Raw genomic sequence first — 16457 nt, forward strand, 5'->3', positions numbered from 1 at the left:
TGACCGAAGTTTACTTCCCTTCTTCGACGCCGCGTTCGAGCGCCTTCCAGGCAAGTGTCGCACACTTGATTCGTGCCGGGAATTTCGTCACACCAGACAGTGCTTCGGCATCTCCGAGATCAAATTTCTCATCGTCGTAGTCTTTTCCTTGAACCATCTCGGAAAAGACTTGGGCGAGTTGTAATGCTTCTTCGACTGTTTTTCCTTTGACAGCCTGTGTCATCATCGACGCAGACGCCATACTGATCGAACATCCTTCGCCGTCGAACTTCGCATCTTTGACGATTTCGTCTTCGATCGCGAGTTGCAGACGGATTGTGTCACCACATGTCGGATTGTTCATATCGATTGTCACACCACCGTCAATCGCACCACGATTGCGGGGCGTTTTATAGTGGTCCATGATCACTTGACGGTACAAGTGATCGAGATTATTAAAATCCATGACTGAAATACTCCTTCGTTTGGCGAAGTCCTGTCACTAATGCATCTACTTCTTCCTTTGTATTATACAGGTAGAAGCTCGCTCGTGCCGTAGAACTGGCTCCAAGCCAGCGCATCAGTGGTTGTGCGCAATGATGACCGGCACGGACGGCGATACCTTGCATATCGAGGACCGTCGCGACATCGTGTGCGTGGACATCACCGAGATTAAAGGTGACGAGACCAACACGTTCTTCCGGACCGTAAATCGTCAGCCCTTTGATGTCACGCATTTGTGCCATCGCATACTGAGCGAGCTCACGTTCGTGGGCTTCGATGTTACTGAGTCCGACTTGTTCCAAGAAATCAATCGCTGCCGATAAGCCGACTGCGCCGGCAATGATTGGTGTCCCTGCTTCGAACCGGTACGGAGAAGGTTTGAACGTCGACTCTTCCAGCCCGACGTAATCAATCATCTCACCACCGAATTCGACCGGCTCCATCGCATTGAGTAATGCTTTTTTGCCGTACAGGACACCGATCCCGGTTGGTCCGCACATCTTATGTGCCGAAAACGCCAGGAAATCACAATCGAGATCCGTAACATCAATCTGTTGATGCGGCGCGCTTTGCGCTGCATCGACGACCATGACGGCGCCGGCAGCATGGGCAAGTTGCGTGACTTCTTTAATCGGATTGATGGTTCCAAGGACGTTCGAAACGTGGGCCATTGCCACAATCTTCGTCCGATCCGAAATTTGTTCTTTGACCGCTTCAATCGTTACACGACCGTCTGCCGTCAAATCCACATATTTCAGTTTCGCTTTTTTCTTTTTTGCGACCTGTTGCCACGGAATGAGATTCGCATGATGTTCGAGGTACGTGACGACAATCTCGTCCCCTTCTTCGACATGCTCCATTCCGTAACTTGAGGCGACGATATTGATCGCTGTCGTCGTCCCGCGGGTAAAGATAATCTCTTCATGGTGTTGCGCCTTGATGAAACGACGTACGTTCTCACGCGCACCTTCGTACGCATCCGTCGCTCGTGTTCCGAGCGTATGGACGCCACGGTGCACATTCGAATGAACCGTCTTGTAGTAGTTCTCAATCGCCTCGATGACGACGAGCGGCTTTTGTGACGAAGCCGCACTATCTAAATAGACGAGTTTCCGGTCATTAACCTGTTGGTCAAGAATCGGAAACTGATTGCGGATGGATGCATCGATTCCCATATTAGTTTACTTTCCCTTCGATCACTTGGACGAGGCGTTCTTTGACAGAGTCAATCGCGAGCTCAGAAACAACCGGTTGTAAGAAACCGTGAACGACGAGGCGTTCTGCTTCTTTACGTGATAAACCACGGCTCATCAAGTAGTAGAGTTGGAGTTCGTCGACACGGCCGACAGATGCCGCGTGTCCTGCCATGACATCATCTTCGTCAATCAAGAGGATCGGGTTTGCGTCACCACGTGCCTTTTCAGACAACATGAGCACACGTTCCGTCTGCACACCGTTTGATTTCGAAGCGCCATGGTGAATCATTGATGTTCCGTTGAAGATCGATGTTGCCGAATCTTTTTGAACACCGTGAATCAAGATGAAACCTTCCGAACCTTTACCAAAATGGTCTGTCCGGACGTTGAAGTTTTGTTTTTGATCGCCACGACCAACCGTTACGGCTTTCGTGTCCGAGAACGAATCATTACCAACGAGGTGTGTTTTCGTTTCCGTGATCGTGTGTCCGTCATTCATGTGACCGAGTGCCCATTCGAGCTTCGCGCCTTGTTTGACGACACCGCGACGGTTCATGTATGTGACAGCACCTTTCGCAAGCGTATCGACGCCTCCGAAAAGAACTTTCGCATTGTCTTCAACGAAAACTTCCGTAACGACATTGACGTTATGCGCTTCTTCGCCGTAAGAGACGAAGTTTTCGATATACGTCAGTTCACTGTCAGCATCTGCGATGATGATTGCATGGTGGTACAACGCACCGCCTGTTTGTTCCAGCGTATAAATCGCCTGCATTGGAACAGTCAACTTCAAGCCTTTTGGTACGTATAGGAATGTACCGCCGTTCATGAGTGCTGCGTTGAGTGCTGCGAGACGATCTTCGTTGACGTTGACGCCTTCTGTCATGAAGTATTTCTCGACGAGCTCCGGATGGTGCTTCATTGCGTCTTCAAGCGTCGTGAAGATGACGCCGTTCGTCGCTTCGCTGTTTTGCGCGTGGACGAGTTGTCCGTTACGCGTGATCAGCATATGGTCACGGTTTTCACCGATCAATGTTTCGATATCCGGTGTCAGACCTGTTACTGTCTCAAGATCCGCTGTACCTTCTGTGAAGTTCCAGCCACCGATTTTGATTTTTTCTACTTTTGGCAATGCGAGCGTCGGGGCAAGATCAAGTGCATCTTGACGCTTGGTAATCATCCAAGCCGGTTCCCCTAAGCGAGTCGCACGTTCTGCCACTGCCTCGCGATTTACGGCAAGATTCAGTTCTACAGTCATCATGCTTCCTCCCTCGTCTTACGCTTTTGTTTCGATTTCGACTTCTTCGATGCCGAGTTCTTTTTTAACCCAGTCATAACCTTCTGCTTCGAGACGGTGAGCAAGTTCTTTACCACCAGACATGACGATTTTTCCGCCCATCATGATATGGATGAAATCAGGCTCGATATAGTTCAAGAGACGTTGATAGTGCGTGATGATCAAGCAGCCGAATTCAGGTGAACGCATTTCGTTCACACCTTTTGCGACAACTTTAAGCGCATCGATATCAAGACCTGAATCGATTTCGTCAAGGATGGCGATCGCTGGTTTCAGCATCGTCATTTGGAGAATTTCATTCCGTTTCTTCTCTCCGCCCGAGAAACCTTCGTTGAGGTAACGGTGTGCCATTTCGCCCGGCATTTCGAGAAGACCCATTTGCGCGTCGAGTTGACGGATGAATTTCATGAGTGAGATTTCATCGCCTTCTTCGCGGCGTGAGTTGATTGCTGAACGCAGGAAGTCTGAGTTCGTCACACCACTGATTTCGCTTGGGTATTGCATTGCAAGGAACATACCTGCTTGCGCACGTTCGTTGACTTCCATTTCGAGGACGTCTTCGCCGTCGAGTGTGACTGATCCTGATGTCACTTCATACGTCGGGTGACCCATCAATGCAGATGCGAGTGTTGATTTACCAGTCCCGTTTGGTCCCATGACCGCGTGGATTTCGCCGCCTTTGATTTCTAAGTTGACGCCTTTCAAGATTTCTTTGCCGTCGATTGCAACGTGTAAATCTTCAATCTTTAAGTGTGAAGCCTTCATGTAGAATCCCTCCATCTATTCATTTCGTGTCTGACGATTCAGTTCACGAGAGTTACTAATTTAGTATCATTCTAATCTTAATGAATCATACCACATTATTCAAGCGTCATCGCTCATGGTTTTTTCTCAAAACCGAGCCTTTCAGTGAGAATGACTTTAAAGTGAGACGACTTCCTTCTCTTCTTCCGGTTTCGTTTGTCGATGAACCCGCTGTGACAGTAAGAGCAGTGGTATTCCGAGAACTGTCAAGAGGGCTAAAATACCGAAAATCGGCAACGGACGTTCCGGTCCAAAATAAAGTAACAATTGTCCGCCGATGACCGGTCCGACCGATTGACCAATCGACGTCAAGCCCATCGCCCCGAAATAACTTCCCCGTAATTCCGGTGTCGCAAAGCTGTCCGTCAAAATGTCCGTCATCGTAAACATCATCACTTCCCCGCATGTGAAGATGAACATCGCACCGATCATCAGCCAGACCGTGCCGGCCGTTCCCATGACGAATAATCCGACGGCAACGGTCGCAATCCCGACCGTGATCGAGACGAGCGGTGACGTCTTGACACCGAACTTCATGATCGGGTACTGGACGACGAGGACGGTGATCGCGTTAATCGTAATCAGTAAGGCGAACAGACTCGTTCCCCCGGACAATAAGGTCGTCGTCGTCAAAAACTGAGGCAACGTCGAGTTGAACTGACTGTATCCGAAGACACCAAAGATGATACCGGCGAGCGCAAACGTAAAGGCGACATCGGTTTTTAACAATCGGACCGTCGCTCCGAACGACACCTTTTTCCCGCCGTGGCTTTCCGTAATCGGATGACGTCGGAACAGGATGAAAATCGCGACGCCGTAGCCGAAGTAAACGAACGCCGTAATATAGAAGGTAATCGACGTATTCCCCGCACTGAGCAACAAGGCAATCCCCGGTCCGATCGCCGCTGCGATATTGATGCACGTATAACGGATATTAAAGACGAACAACCGGTTTTCTTCCTCCGTCGTATCACTGATCAATGCCCGGGCCGACGGTTCGAAGATGGACCGGAAAATGCCGTTTAAGGCACTCAGGATGAAGAACGCCCAAAAGGTCTCGACTTGAGCCAGTCCGATGAAGACAAGCACAAAACCGAACGTTCCGCTGAGCATCATCGTCCGGCGGCCGTAGCGGTCGGATAATGTCCCGCCGACGAAACTCATGACGAGACTCGCGATGGCTGAAATACTGAGAATCCAGCCGACGTCGACCGGACTGAATTTCAGGACGACCGATAAGTAAATCGCAAAAAACGGCATGGTGATGAAAGTCCCGAGCCGGGCAAAAAATGTCCCGAGCAACACGCCGACCGTCAATGGGTGAAGCTGTTTCAAACGTTGCATGAAAATCCCCCTTTCGCACAAAAAAATAATGCATCCTTCCATTATATAGGAAGAATGCATTCATCGAGCAGATTATTTACTGACCGGTACGACCGCACCTTTGTATTCTTTTGTGATCCAGTCCTGGTTCTTTTTCTCGTGGAGAATATCGAGCAATGTCGTGACACGTTTGTCTTTTTCATCGCCGTCACGCGTCACGATGATGTTGACGTACGGTGAAGACTCGTCTTCCAGTGCAATCGTATCTTTCAACGGGTTCAGACCGTTGTCGATCGCGTAGTTCGTATTGATGAGGACCGCGTCACCTTCGTTATTTTTGTAGGCTTGCGGTAAGAGTGACGCTTCAATGTTCGTTTTAAACTTAATTTTCTTTGGATTTTCTACGATATCTTTCAATTGTGCATCTGTTGTTTTACCGTCTTTCAACTTGATCAGCCCTTCGTTTTGAAGGAACGTCAAGACACGTCCGCGTTCTGCAACGTTTGAGCTTGTTAAGATCGTTGCACCTTTTGGCAGTTTATCCAAAGACTTGTATTTTTTAGAATAGACACCGAGCGGTTCAACGTGAACGCCGCCGGCACTCGCGAATTTATAGTCTTTGTTTTCTTTTTCCTGTTGCTCAAGGTACGGCACGTGTTGGAAATAGTTCGCATCGATTTCTTTTTCAGCCAATGCTTTGTTCGGAAGAACATAATCCTGAAACTTCTTGATTTCGAGTTTATAGCCTTTTGCTTCATATTCTTTTTGAACATGCTCCAAGATTTGAGCATGAGGAACGTTTGACGCTCCGATGACGAGTGTTTTTGAATCGCCGCCGCCTGAAGAAGATTCTTCTCCGCATGCTGCAAGACTGACTGCTAAGACCGATACGGCTGCTGTGCCGACGAATTTTTTCCAAAGTTTCATGAATGATTCCTCCCAAGGTTAAATAAGATAGGTATTACCGTTTATCGATGGCTTTGACAAGCAGGTCACCGATAATTTGAATGATGAAGACGATGACAAGAATCAACAGTGTCGCGATGACGGTGATGTTATTTTGTGAACGCTGGAATCCTTCGATGAAGGCCATGTCTCCCAGTCCACCACCACCGGCTAACCCGGCCATTGCCGTGTAACCGACGAGTGCGACAAGCGTAACGGTGATTCCTGAGATGATTGCCGGCAAAGCTTCCGGAATCAGGACTTTATAGATAATTTGGAACTTCGTTGCGCCCATCGATTCAGCCGCCTCGATGACACCCTTATCGACTTCACGAAGTGCCAGTTCGACCATCCGGCCGTAAAACGGTGCTGCACCGAGAATTAACGCAGGTAATGCAGCCGTTGGTCCTAAGAATGACCCGACGATGATTTTCGTGATCGGGATCAACAGAATCAATAGAATGATAAACGGGATCGAGCGGAATATATTGACTAAAAAGCTGAGTACGGAATAGAGTGTCCGGTTTTTAAACAACAATTCTTCGTTCGTCGCATATAACAACAGACCGATCGCCAGTCCGAGGACGAACGTCGCGAGTCCTGCAACAGCCGTCATATAGACGGTACTGCGGGTTGCTTCCCAAACCATATCCCAATCCACATCTGTAAAAAATGTACTCATCGGTGATCCACCTCCACTTCAACGTCACTCGCTTGAAGTTTGGCGATGACCGCTTGTGCTTCCTGTTCCGACCCGAGCAGCTGAATGAACAGCGTTCCAAGTGCCCCGTCCTGCGTCTGTCCGACGTTTCCGCCGATGATATTGAATAATAAGTTCGAGTCTTTCATGACTTCGGCCAGGATCGGACTTTCCGCCGTCGAACCGACGAACGTCAGCTGGACGATTTTTCCGGTCGGGTAGCGTTCGCGTAATTTCGCAAACGTCAATTCGTTTTCAGATGGTGACGTCAACTGTTTGACGAACTCTTTTGTCATCGCCTGTTTCGGGTGACGGAACACTTCTGCGACCGGTCCCTGTTCGACGATTTTCCCGGCTTCCATGACGGCAACCCGGTGACAGATTTTCTGAATGACGTGCATCTCATGTGTAATCAAGACGATTGTCAGTTTTAATTTTTTGTTGATGTCGACAAGCAACTCGAGGATCGAGTCCGTCGTTTTCGGATCCAGCGCACTGGTCGCTTCGTCACAGAGTAAGACATCTGGGTTGGATGCCAGTGCCCGGGCAATCCCGACCCGTTGTTTTTGTCCACCTGACAGTTGCGACGGGTAAGCACCTTCGCGTCCGTCGAGTCCGACGAGTTGAATCAGTTCAGCAACTCGTTCTTTGCGACGGGCTTTCGGATAACCGCCGAGTTCGAGCGGGAACATGATGTTTTCTTCAACGGTCCGTGACCACAGCAGATTAAAGTGCTGGAATACCATTGAGACATTTTTGCGGACGCCGCGTAATTCTTTCGGTTTGAGCGTCGTCATTTCGACACCGTCGATTTGAATCGATCCGCTCGTCGGTGCCTCCAGCATGTTCAGCAAACGAATCAGTGTTGATTTCCCTGCCCCTGAATAACCGATTATTCCAAAAATTTCACCGCGCTCGATTGACAAGTCGACATTGACGACGGCTTCAACCGATCCGCGCTTCGAGCGATAAATCTTTCCTACATCCTGTAAGCGAATCAATACGGTCCCTCCTAAACATAAAAAAAGTGCGCACGTTTTAGAGCAAACGCGCGCACTTTTTCAGTACACAAAACCATTTGCTCTCATCTTGCAGACAATCGTCTGCTGGAATTAGCACCACTTCGGAATAAATTCCGCGGTTGCCGGGTTTCATCGGGCCAGTCCCTCCACCACTCTCGATAAGAGTTATCGGTATTTAGTTATTTTTAATATAATCTGAATATTAGCAGGGGTTATTTTGCTTGTCAAACAGTTTTTTCTGAAACCGGCTGAAGCAGACTGAAAGCACGTGCCAAATCTTCTTTCAAGTCTTCCGCGTCCTCAAGACCGACCGAGATCCGAACGAGACCATCTGTAATTCCGAGTTCTGCGCGACGCTCTGCCGGAATCGACGCATGCGTCATCCGTGCCGGAACGGAAATCAAACTCTCGACCGCTCCAAGACTTTCAGCCAATGTGAAGAAATGTGTCGCTTCGACGAGTTTCTCCGCATTTTCTGCTGAACCGACATCAAAACTGATCATTCCGCCGAAACCGGTCGCCTGTTTCTGTTGTGTCGCGTGACCCGGATGTGATGCCAGTCCCGGATAGAAGATGTTTGAAACGACGTCCTGTTCCTTTAAGAACTGAACAAGATCGTGTGATGTTTCTTCGATTGCATCCATCCGGATACCAAGCGTCCGTAATCCACGGACGAGCAGGAAGCTGTCCTGCGGTCCAAGAATACCGCCGGTCGAGTTCTGGATGAAGTGAAGATCTTCTCCGAGCTCGTCGCTGTTGACAACGACAAGTCCGGCGACGACGTCCGAGTGACCGCCGATGTATTTTGTCGCGCTGTGAAGAACGATATCTGCACCGAGTGCGAGTGGTTGCTGCAGGTATGGTGTCGCAAACGTGTTGTCGACGACAAGTTTCAAGTTGTTGCGTTTCGCGATCTCAGCAACTGCTGCGATATCTGTAACTTTCAACAACGGGTTCGTCGGTGTTTCGACATACAGCATCTTCGTGTTGTCTTGCACCGCAGCTTCTGTCGCCGCGAGATCCGTCGTATCGACGAATGTCACTTGGATGTTGAACTTCGGTAAGACACGCTGCATCAAACGGAATGTCCCGCCGTAGACGTCATCGGTCATGACGATGTGGTCACCTGATTCGAGCAGGTTAAAGACAGCGTGAATCGCTGCCATCCCTGATCCGAAGGCAAAACCGCGTGCACCGCCTTCAAGATCGGCAATCAGACGTTCGATGCTCGTCCGTGTCGGGTTCGCTGTCCGGGAATACTCATATCCTTCTTTTAACTGACCGATTTTTTCCTGTTTGTATGTGCTTGTTTGATAAATCGGGGGTGTAACGGCACCTGTTGCTCGATCGACGCCTGTTCCTCCATGAATCAATGCTGTCTTTTTACGCATGTGTCTCGTCCACCTTTTCAAAGATTTGTTGGCTTAAATACCGTTCGGCACTGTCCGCGAAGACGGTGACGATGGTACTGCCTGGAAAACGATGTGCCAGATCAAGTGCTGCCACGAGTGCCGCGCCGGCCGAACTGCCGACGAGCAATCCTTCACGAGCCGCCAATTCATGGACTTTCGTGAAGGCATCATGATCTGAAATCGTATGAATTTCATCTACTAAGTCACGCGAGACGAGGCTTGGCCATTTGGCCGTCCCGATACCTTCCGTCTTATGCGGTCCGGCTGGTCCCCCGTTGAGGACCGAGCCTTCCGGTTCGACGATTGCACCTTTCGTCCCGAGACGTTCTTTTAAATAGGCCGCTGTTCCGGCAAACGTTCCGCCTGACCCGCATCCGGCAACGAACCAATCAATCTGATCCAGTTCCGCCATCAGCTCAGGACCAAGTGTCCGCTGATACGTGACCGGATTTTCTTCGTTTTCGAATTGAAGCGGAACATAACTGTTCGGAATCGTTTGTCCGAGTTCTTTTGCTTTATCAATCGCGCCCTGCATATCGAGCTCAGTCGGTGTGTTGACGACAGTCGCGCCGAGTGCCCGCATCAACGTCTGTTTCTCCTGGCTGAACTTTTCCGGAACGACACAGATGACATGTAAATCATACTTTTTGGCGGCGAGCGCCAAACCGATGCCGGTGTTGCCGGCAGTCGGTTCGATAATCGTTCCACCTGGTGTCACATATCCCTGTTCGATCGCGGCATCAACGAGTTGAATGCCAAGGCGGTCTTTGACGCTGCCCCCAGGGTTCATCCATTCGAGCTTCGCCAAAATCCGCGTACCAGCAGGCAAATCGAATGAAGTAATCTCGTAGAGCGGCGTATTTCCGACGAGGTCGCGAACTGATTTCGCGATCATCCGAAGACGATGTCCCATTCATCACGACCGGCAAGCATTTTCTCGGCATAGTGCTTCGCTCCTTTAAGGTCGTGGGCGCTTGCGAATCCGCATTGGACTTCATTTTGCGCTGGAATTTCTTCTGCTGCTAAGACGTCTTTTAATGTTTTCTCAACAAGCTCGCTCATTTTTTCGACCGAATCGAAGTTCATCATCGCCATGTAGAAACCAGTCTGGCAACCCATTGGCGAGACATCGATGACATCATCCGAATAGTTACGGATGTTTTCTGCCAGTAAATGTTCCAGTGTGTGCATTGCACGCATCGGCATTTGCTCAACGTTTGGTTGCGTGAAGCGGATGTCGTATTTAACGACTTGATCGACTTTACCGTCTTTGTATCCGGCAACGCGAATATATGGTGCTTTGACTTTCGTATGATCCAGGTTAAAGCTTTCTACGTTCATTTTTTTAAGTGTCATGATTTATTCCCCCATTTTCTCGGCTTCTACGAGCCAGACGAAGTGATTGTATTGTGTAAATGAAACATCAAACCCGCGTGACGCAAAAATCTGTTCCATCACCGGAATCAGTGGATAAAACTCACGTTCCAAATCTTCCGCCAGTCCGTTAAATCCCTGTGCTTTCGCTTCAGCAATCGTTTGTAAGCGGGCTTCTTCTGAAACAAACATCGTATCGGCATAAACGATTTTTCCGTCGTGCGGCAAAATCTTCGCCATCAAATCAACAGCTTCTCCCTTTTCCTCATCCGTCAGATGATGAAACGCATACGTCGAAACAAAGCTTTTCGCATCATCTGCCGTAAACGACAGGAAATGTCCGTCCTGCACCGGAAGTTCCGGAATCTTGTTGATGAGAATATCCCGCATCTCCGGACTCGGTTCGACGGCGAGGACATGATCATGTCGCTCCAGCAACCGTTGCGTCAGGTTACCGGTTCCTGCACCAAACTCAACAACCGGTGAGAGAGCTTTCGTTGCGACCGTATCTAATATTTCTTCATAACGACGAAAGACTTCTTTGTACTCCGGATCATGCCCCGTTACCGTGTCGTCGTATGTTGACGCCCACTCTGTAAAAACATCCATAAAACGTACTGTCATGCCTGTTCGTCCTCCGTATCTCTCTTTTAATTCCGACTAATCGGATATGAATTAAAGTAATTTACCTTAATCGCATTGTAGCAGGGACATTTACGAATGGCAAGACGACTGCTTTAAATTCTTTTGAAAACAAAAAAAAGGCGCTGCCGGAGAACCGGCAACACGAATAATGTGGTTAGAAATGCCACGAAGGAAAACCCAGCTCTGACACGAACTTCTTCGTTCGTCGTATCAGAGGGCGGCGCCTTTTCGACATATCAGTTGAACTGGACTCTCATGACAGATCTCCTGCTCGAATCCCGAATGGTTTCCTTGCGCCGCTTCGTCTTTGGGGGACGACTTAAGGGGAGACAAGCAAACAACACAGGATTTTTTTGAACGGTTCTGGAATGAAAAACAACAGCCAACTCATATCTCTGCCAGACTTCCTATAAAAGCATTTCTAGAAGTTGATATGAATATACCATTCATAATTTAGCATTGTCAATGAATTATTGTAAATATTCCGACAATTTAGCGTAAAGAGAAATCTCAGACGGATTCCTCTTGTTATTCGGCACAGAATGCGAAGACATTTTGAACCGATTGAAAAGCGTAAAGCCTTGATACGACTTGATTCTCTTCAATTTTTAACAATGCCGGCACACTCATGACCTGCGCTTGCTCTAAAAAGTCCGGAATGAAGTTTCCGTTTGCCTGCACGATCCATTCTTCCTCTTTTGTCGCTTCGACGATCTCAAGCATCCGACTGGCGATGGCGCATGTCCCACACATCGGTGCATAGACATACAAAAAACCGTTTTCCGGGACTTGTGTGACTTCTTTCATCCGTTCCATTCCCCCTCTGTTTTGTTTTATCTTGTGCCAGTATACAGAAAAAAAGACGACGAGGAAACGATATCGTTTCCTTGCCGCCTTTTCCGTAAGTATTACTCGTTAATCATCGATTTGTAAGCAGCTGCGTCCATTAACGCTTCTACTTGTGCATCATCTTCGATTTCGATATCGACCATCCAAGCACCTTCGAATGGTGATTCGTTGACGAGTTCCGGGGAATCAGACAGTGACTCATTGATGGCAACGACTTTCCCTGAAATCGGTGCGTACAATTCGGATACCGTTTTAACCGATTCAACTGAACCAAACGGCTCGTTGGCAGAAATCGTATCGCCGACTTCTGGTAATTCGACGAAGACGATATCGCCAAGTTCGTGTTGCGCGAAATCCGTAATCCCGATTCGTGCCTTGTTTCCTGTTACTTCGACCCATTCATGCTCTTCCGAATAACGTAGATTGTCTTTGACTTGACTCATTTGCGATTCCCCCTGTGATCTATAGTGGACTAACGCATTCAGTATACCAAATGAACTAGCCTTCTTAATACCATTTTCCTTGATAGAGTTCTTCTTTGAAGCCGATTGTCACGTCTTGTCCGTCTGTGACGATCGGACGCTTCAGCAACATCCCGTCACTTGCAAGCAATTCGTATTGCTCCTGTTCGGAAAGTTCCGGCAAACGGTCCTTGATGCCTTGCGACCGGTACGACTGGCCGCTCGTATTAAAAAACTTCTTCAGCGGTTCGCCGCTCTTTTGATGGAGTTCCCGAATCGTCTCGGCACTCGGTGTCTCATTGACGATATGTTTGTAGTCAACTTCGACACCGTTCGTTTCCAGTGCTTTTTTTGCTTTGACACACGTACTGCATTTTGGATAACCGTACATCGTTACCATTTTTTCATCACCTCTGTCTTCAGATTAGCAGATTGGTCAGCCCCGTTTCAAGCGTGCCAATGCTGCATCGATTTGATCCTGATGGTGGTGGTCATGGGCAATGAAGGAGTCGACAAACGCTTTTGGCTGAAATGTCCCCTCATACGTCCGCTCATACTGTTCGTCCGTCAGCCGGTCGAGGAGCGTAACCAGTTCCCGGCGTACACCGATCGCTTTTTTCACTAAAGCGAGAGCATCGATATGATGGGCATATTCGACCGCCAGGCGATTGAACTCGTCATAATCGGTCTGAACAAGCGTCAACCGTTCATCCGGCAGCTTGGATACGGCATGATCGAGATAGTACCGGTCCCATAAAAACAAATGACTGACACATTCCTGAATGGTCCACTTATCGACGGCAAGCGGTAATTCCCATTCTTCATCAGAAAGCCGTTCAAGTGATTTATAGTAGTCGATGGCAAACTGGAGTTCCGTCAATTCTTGTCGCATGTTTGCTTCCTCCTTCAATGAAAAAATTCGCCCTTACAGAGATTTTCCCTGCAAAGGCGAATCGGTAAACCTGACTTAGACTGTATATTTGTTCGCTTCGATCAAACGTTTCGCAATCAAACGTTTTGTTCCGATCGAGTTGATCGGTTGGTACCGGCTGAACTTCTTCAGTGCCGACAGCAGCATCCGGAGTTCGTCGCCGCTCGCTGCCGCGTACAACGTTTCCTTCGCGTCCCGCTCGACGCCTTCAAAGGCTTGTTGCGCGAAGACTTCCGTGTAACGGATTTTCAATTCGTTTTTCTCGACGCCTTTCGCGGCAATCGCTTTTTCCGTCCGGACGATGGCTGACTCCAGTGCATAGATCGCACTCATGATGTCTGCCGTGTTCGCAAGGATTTCCTGTTCGCCTTGGAGCTTGTCCTGATACTTCTGAACGGCTGTTCCGGCAGTCAGCAGGAAGATTTTTTTCATCATCGCAAGCAAATGACGTTCACGGTCGAGTGGTTCCGATCCGACTTCCGTCGGCATGAAGCTCATGACTTCCTGTTGCAGACGCTGGGCTTCTGCGAGCAACGGTAAGTCCCCTTTCATCGCTTTCTTCAACAGCGTGCCCGGTACGAGCAGACGGTTGATTTCGTTTGTGCCTTCGAAGATCCGGTTGATCCGCGAATCACGGTACATGTTTTCGACTTCATATTCGGCCATGAAGCCGTATCCGCCGTGAATCTGGACCGCTTCGTCGATGACGTAGTCAAACGTTTCCGATGCAAACACTTTGTTCATCGAGCATTCAATCGCATACTCGGCAATCGCATCGGCGATTTTCTTGCCGTCTTTGCTCTCTTCTTCCGACAACTGATCGAGACTGTCCTGGAATAATCCGCCGGTCCGGTAGACCGAGCTCTCCATCGCATACGTCTGCGCTGACATCGTCGCTAGTTTTTCCTGGATCAACGGGAATGAGCTGATTGGTGTCTTGAACTGTTTCCGCTCATTGGAATACTGGACGGCAAGGTCGATCGCCCGTTTTGATGATCCGACCGCACCGACTGCGAGTTTATACCGTCCGACGTTCAAGATGTTAAAGGCGATGACGTGTCCGCGACCGATTTCACCGAGGACGTTTTCAACCGGCACTTCCGCATCTTGCAGGATCAACGTCCGGGTTGACGAGCCTTTGATTCCCATCTTCTGTTCTTCGAGTCCGGTCGAGACGCCCGGGTACTCGCCTTCGACGAGGAATGCTGTAAATTTGTCACCGTCGATTTTCGCGTAGACGACAAACAGACTGGCGAAACCGGCATTCGTGATCCATTGTTTTTCTCCGTTTAGGATGTAGTGCGTGCCGGCTTCATTCAGGACTGCCGTTGTCTTCGCACCGAGGGCATCCGACCCTGAGCCCGGTTCTGTCAACGCGTAAGACGCAATCCATTCACCAGACGACAGTTTCGGCAGGTACTTATGCTTTTGTTCTTCGTTCCCGAAGAAGACGATCGGCAACGAACCGATCCCGACGTGAGCACCATAACTGAGGGCAAACGAACGGCCGCGGGCAAACTTCTCCGTGATGATCGAAGACGAAATTTTATCCATTTGATAGCCGCCGTATGCTTCCGGGACATCAGCACCGAGCAAACCGAGCTCGCCTGCTTCGCGCAGGAGACCGACCGACAATTCGAACTCATGTTTTTCGATCCGGTCGAGGACTGGAACGACACGGTCTTCAACGAATTTCGCCGTCATGTCACCAACCATTTTGTGTTCTTCCGAGAAATCCTCCGGTGTAAAGAGACGTTCCGGTGCCAACTCATCTAATACAAAACTTCCACCTTTAATCAATTCGTTTGTCGTTTGGCTCATTGTCCTGTTCCTCCTTCAACTAGTTCGAATACGCCGGCTGCACCCATTCCGCCGCCGATACACATCGAGACGACACCATATTGGACGTTCCGTCGCTTCATTTCATGCAAGAGTGTTAATGTCAATTTCGTTCCGGTACATCCGAGCGGATGACCAAGCGCAATCGCGCCGCCGTTGACGTTGACGATGTCTTCATTTAATCCGAGTTCCCGGATGACACCAAGCGACTGGGAAGCAAACGCTTCATTTAATTCAATCAGTCCGACGTCTTCGAGCGTGATGCCGGCGAGTTCCAGTGCCTTTGGAATCGCGACGACCGGTCCGATTCCCATGACTTCCGGACGGACACCGCCGACCGCAAACGATTTGAACTTTCCGAGAATCGGCAGTCCCTGGCGTTCCGCTTCTTCGCGTTCCATGATCAGGACAGCGGCTGCACCGTCTGATGTCTGCGACGAGTTCCCGGCTGTGACACTGCCGCCGAGGCGGAAGGCCGGACGTAGCTTGGCCAGTCCTTCCGGTGATGAATCAGCGCGGACACCTTCGTCATGCTCGACGACCCAGGTCTTTTCTTCAATCTTCAACTCATCGTTGACGTACTGTTCCGTGACCGTCACCGGGACGATTTCGTCGACGAATTTGCCGGACGCAATCGCAGCGGCCGCTTTTTGATGGCTTTTCAGAGCAAAGGCATCTTGATCTTCGCGGGAGACGTGATACGTCGCGGCGACTTGTTCCGCCGTATGTCCCATGCTCATATAATATTCCGGTTCCGTTTCGACGATTGACGGATTCGGCCGGACGACGTGCCCCGGCATCGGCACCTGGCTCATCGATTCGAGTCCGCCGGCGATGACGGCCGTTGCTTGACCCGTCATGATTTTCATCGAAGCATCGGCAATCGACTGTAAGCCACTTGAGCAGTACCGGTTGATCGTGATGGCCGGTACTTCGTGCGACAGTCCACCGAGGACGGACGCGTAACGGGCGATGTTCATTCCCTGCTCCGCTTCCGGCAAGGCACATCCGAGAATGACATCATCGATTGCTCCCGTGTAATTCGCACGTTTCAACGTTTCTTTGATGGCGATGCCTGCGAGTTCATCAGAACGCATTGATTTAAATGATCCTTTTTTTGCTTTGCCGACCGGTGTTCGTGCACCGGCGACGATTACTGCTTCCTTCATTCGAATC

General features: G+C 49.5%; 18 protein-coding genes and 1 riboswitch. All 18 genes read right to left on the reverse strand.

The window, feature by feature from the left end:
- Positions 1–10 precede the first annotated feature (10 nt).
- Positions 11–445, reverse strand: coding sequence for a Fe-S cluster assembly sulfur transfer protein SufU (sufU, locus tag HNY42_RS13420; protein WP_188004633.1), 435 nt, complete (start codon positions 443–445; stop codon positions 11–13).
- Complete coding sequence (locus tag HNY42_RS13425) at positions 435–1658, reverse strand: cysteine desulfurase (protein WP_188004634.1); 1224 nt, start codon at positions 1656–1658, stop codon at positions 435–437. Before HNY42_RS13425 ends, sufU begins: the two co-directional genes overlap by 11 nt.
- A gap of 1 nt (position 1659) precedes the next feature.
- Positions 1660–2937 carry a Fe-S cluster assembly protein SufD gene (sufD, locus tag HNY42_RS13430; RefSeq protein ID WP_188004635.1) on the reverse strand — a complete coding sequence of 426 codons (1278 nt, stop codon included), beginning with the start codon at positions 2935–2937 and terminating at the stop codon, positions 1660–1662.
- 18 nt (positions 2938–2955) lie between these two features.
- Positions 2956–3741, reverse strand: a complete 786-nt coding sequence (sufC, locus tag HNY42_RS13435; protein ID WP_012371204.1) for a Fe-S cluster assembly ATPase SufC — start codon at positions 3739–3741, stop codon at positions 2956–2958.
- 156 nt (positions 3742–3897) lie between these two features.
- Entirely contained in the window at positions 3898–5124 is a 1227-nt protein-coding gene (locus HNY42_RS13440; protein ID WP_012371205.1) for an MDR family MFS transporter, read from the reverse strand.
- Positions 5125–5196: 72 nt separating this feature from the next.
- Entirely contained in the window at positions 5197–6030 is an 834-nt protein-coding gene (locus HNY42_RS13445; RefSeq protein ID WP_188004636.1) for a MetQ/NlpA family ABC transporter substrate-binding protein, read from the reverse strand.
- A 34-nt stretch (positions 6031–6064) separates the two neighbouring features.
- Entirely contained in the window at positions 6065–6730 is a 666-nt protein-coding gene (locus HNY42_RS13450) for a methionine ABC transporter permease (RefSeq protein ID WP_131972344.1), read from the reverse strand.
- A complete protein-coding gene (locus HNY42_RS13455) occupies positions 6727–7749 on the reverse strand; it encodes a methionine ABC transporter ATP-binding protein (RefSeq protein WP_131972343.1) in 1023 nt (340 codons plus the stop codon). The genes HNY42_RS13450 and HNY42_RS13455 overlap by 4 nt, the downstream gene beginning before the upstream one ends.
- Positions 7750–7829: 80 nt before the next feature.
- A riboswitch (SAM riboswitch) is annotated at positions 7830–7935 on the reverse strand.
- A gap of 59 nt (positions 7936–7994) precedes the next feature.
- Positions 7995–9161, reverse strand: a complete 1167-nt coding sequence (locus HNY42_RS13460) for a bifunctional cystathionine gamma-lyase/homocysteine desulfhydrase (protein ID WP_188004637.1) — start codon at positions 9159–9161, stop codon at positions 7995–7997.
- Positions 9154–10077, reverse strand: a complete 924-nt coding sequence (locus HNY42_RS13465; protein ID WP_188004638.1) for a PLP-dependent cysteine synthase family protein — start codon at positions 10075–10077, stop codon at positions 9154–9156. Before HNY42_RS13465 ends, HNY42_RS13460 begins: the two co-directional genes overlap by 8 nt.
- On the reverse strand, positions 10074–10538 hold the full coding sequence (locus tag HNY42_RS13470) for an S-ribosylhomocysteine lyase (RefSeq protein ID WP_114595157.1): 465 nt from the start codon (positions 10536–10538) through the stop codon (positions 10074–10076). The genes HNY42_RS13465 and HNY42_RS13470 overlap by 4 nt, the downstream gene beginning before the upstream one ends.
- Before the next feature lie 3 nt (positions 10539–10541).
- A complete protein-coding gene (locus HNY42_RS13475) occupies positions 10542–11180 on the reverse strand; it encodes a class I SAM-dependent methyltransferase (RefSeq protein ID WP_131972340.1) in 639 nt (212 codons plus the stop codon).
- A 549-nt stretch (positions 11181–11729) separates the two neighbouring features.
- A complete protein-coding gene (locus tag HNY42_RS13480) occupies positions 11730–12008 on the reverse strand; it encodes a thioredoxin family protein (RefSeq protein WP_131972339.1) in 279 nt (92 codons plus the stop codon).
- A 101-nt stretch (positions 12009–12109) separates the two neighbouring features.
- Entirely contained in the window at positions 12110–12493 is a 384-nt protein-coding gene (gene gcvH / locus HNY42_RS13485) for a glycine cleavage system protein GcvH (RefSeq protein ID WP_114595154.1), read from the reverse strand.
- Between the two features lie 64 nt (positions 12494–12557).
- Entirely contained in the window at positions 12558–12911 is a 354-nt protein-coding gene (locus tag HNY42_RS13490; protein WP_188004639.1) for an arsenate reductase family protein, read from the reverse strand.
- 36 nt (positions 12912–12947) lie between these two features.
- Entirely contained in the window at positions 12948–13403 is a 456-nt protein-coding gene (locus tag HNY42_RS13495; RefSeq protein WP_131972337.1) for a DinB family protein, read from the reverse strand.
- Between the two features lie 75 nt (positions 13404–13478).
- Entirely contained in the window at positions 13479–15263 is a 1785-nt protein-coding gene (locus tag HNY42_RS13500) for an acyl-CoA dehydrogenase family protein (RefSeq protein WP_188004640.1), read from the reverse strand.
- A complete protein-coding gene (locus HNY42_RS13505) occupies positions 15260–16450 on the reverse strand; it encodes an acetyl-CoA C-acetyltransferase (RefSeq protein ID WP_131502164.1) in 1191 nt (396 codons plus the stop codon). Before HNY42_RS13505 ends, HNY42_RS13500 begins: the two co-directional genes overlap by 4 nt.
- Positions 16451–16457: the final 7 nt, after the last annotated feature.

The sequence above is a fragment of the Exiguobacterium sp. Helios genome (genome assembly GCF_014524545.1).
Taxonomy (GTDB): Bacteria; Bacillota; Bacilli; order Exiguobacteriales; family Exiguobacteriaceae; genus Exiguobacterium_A.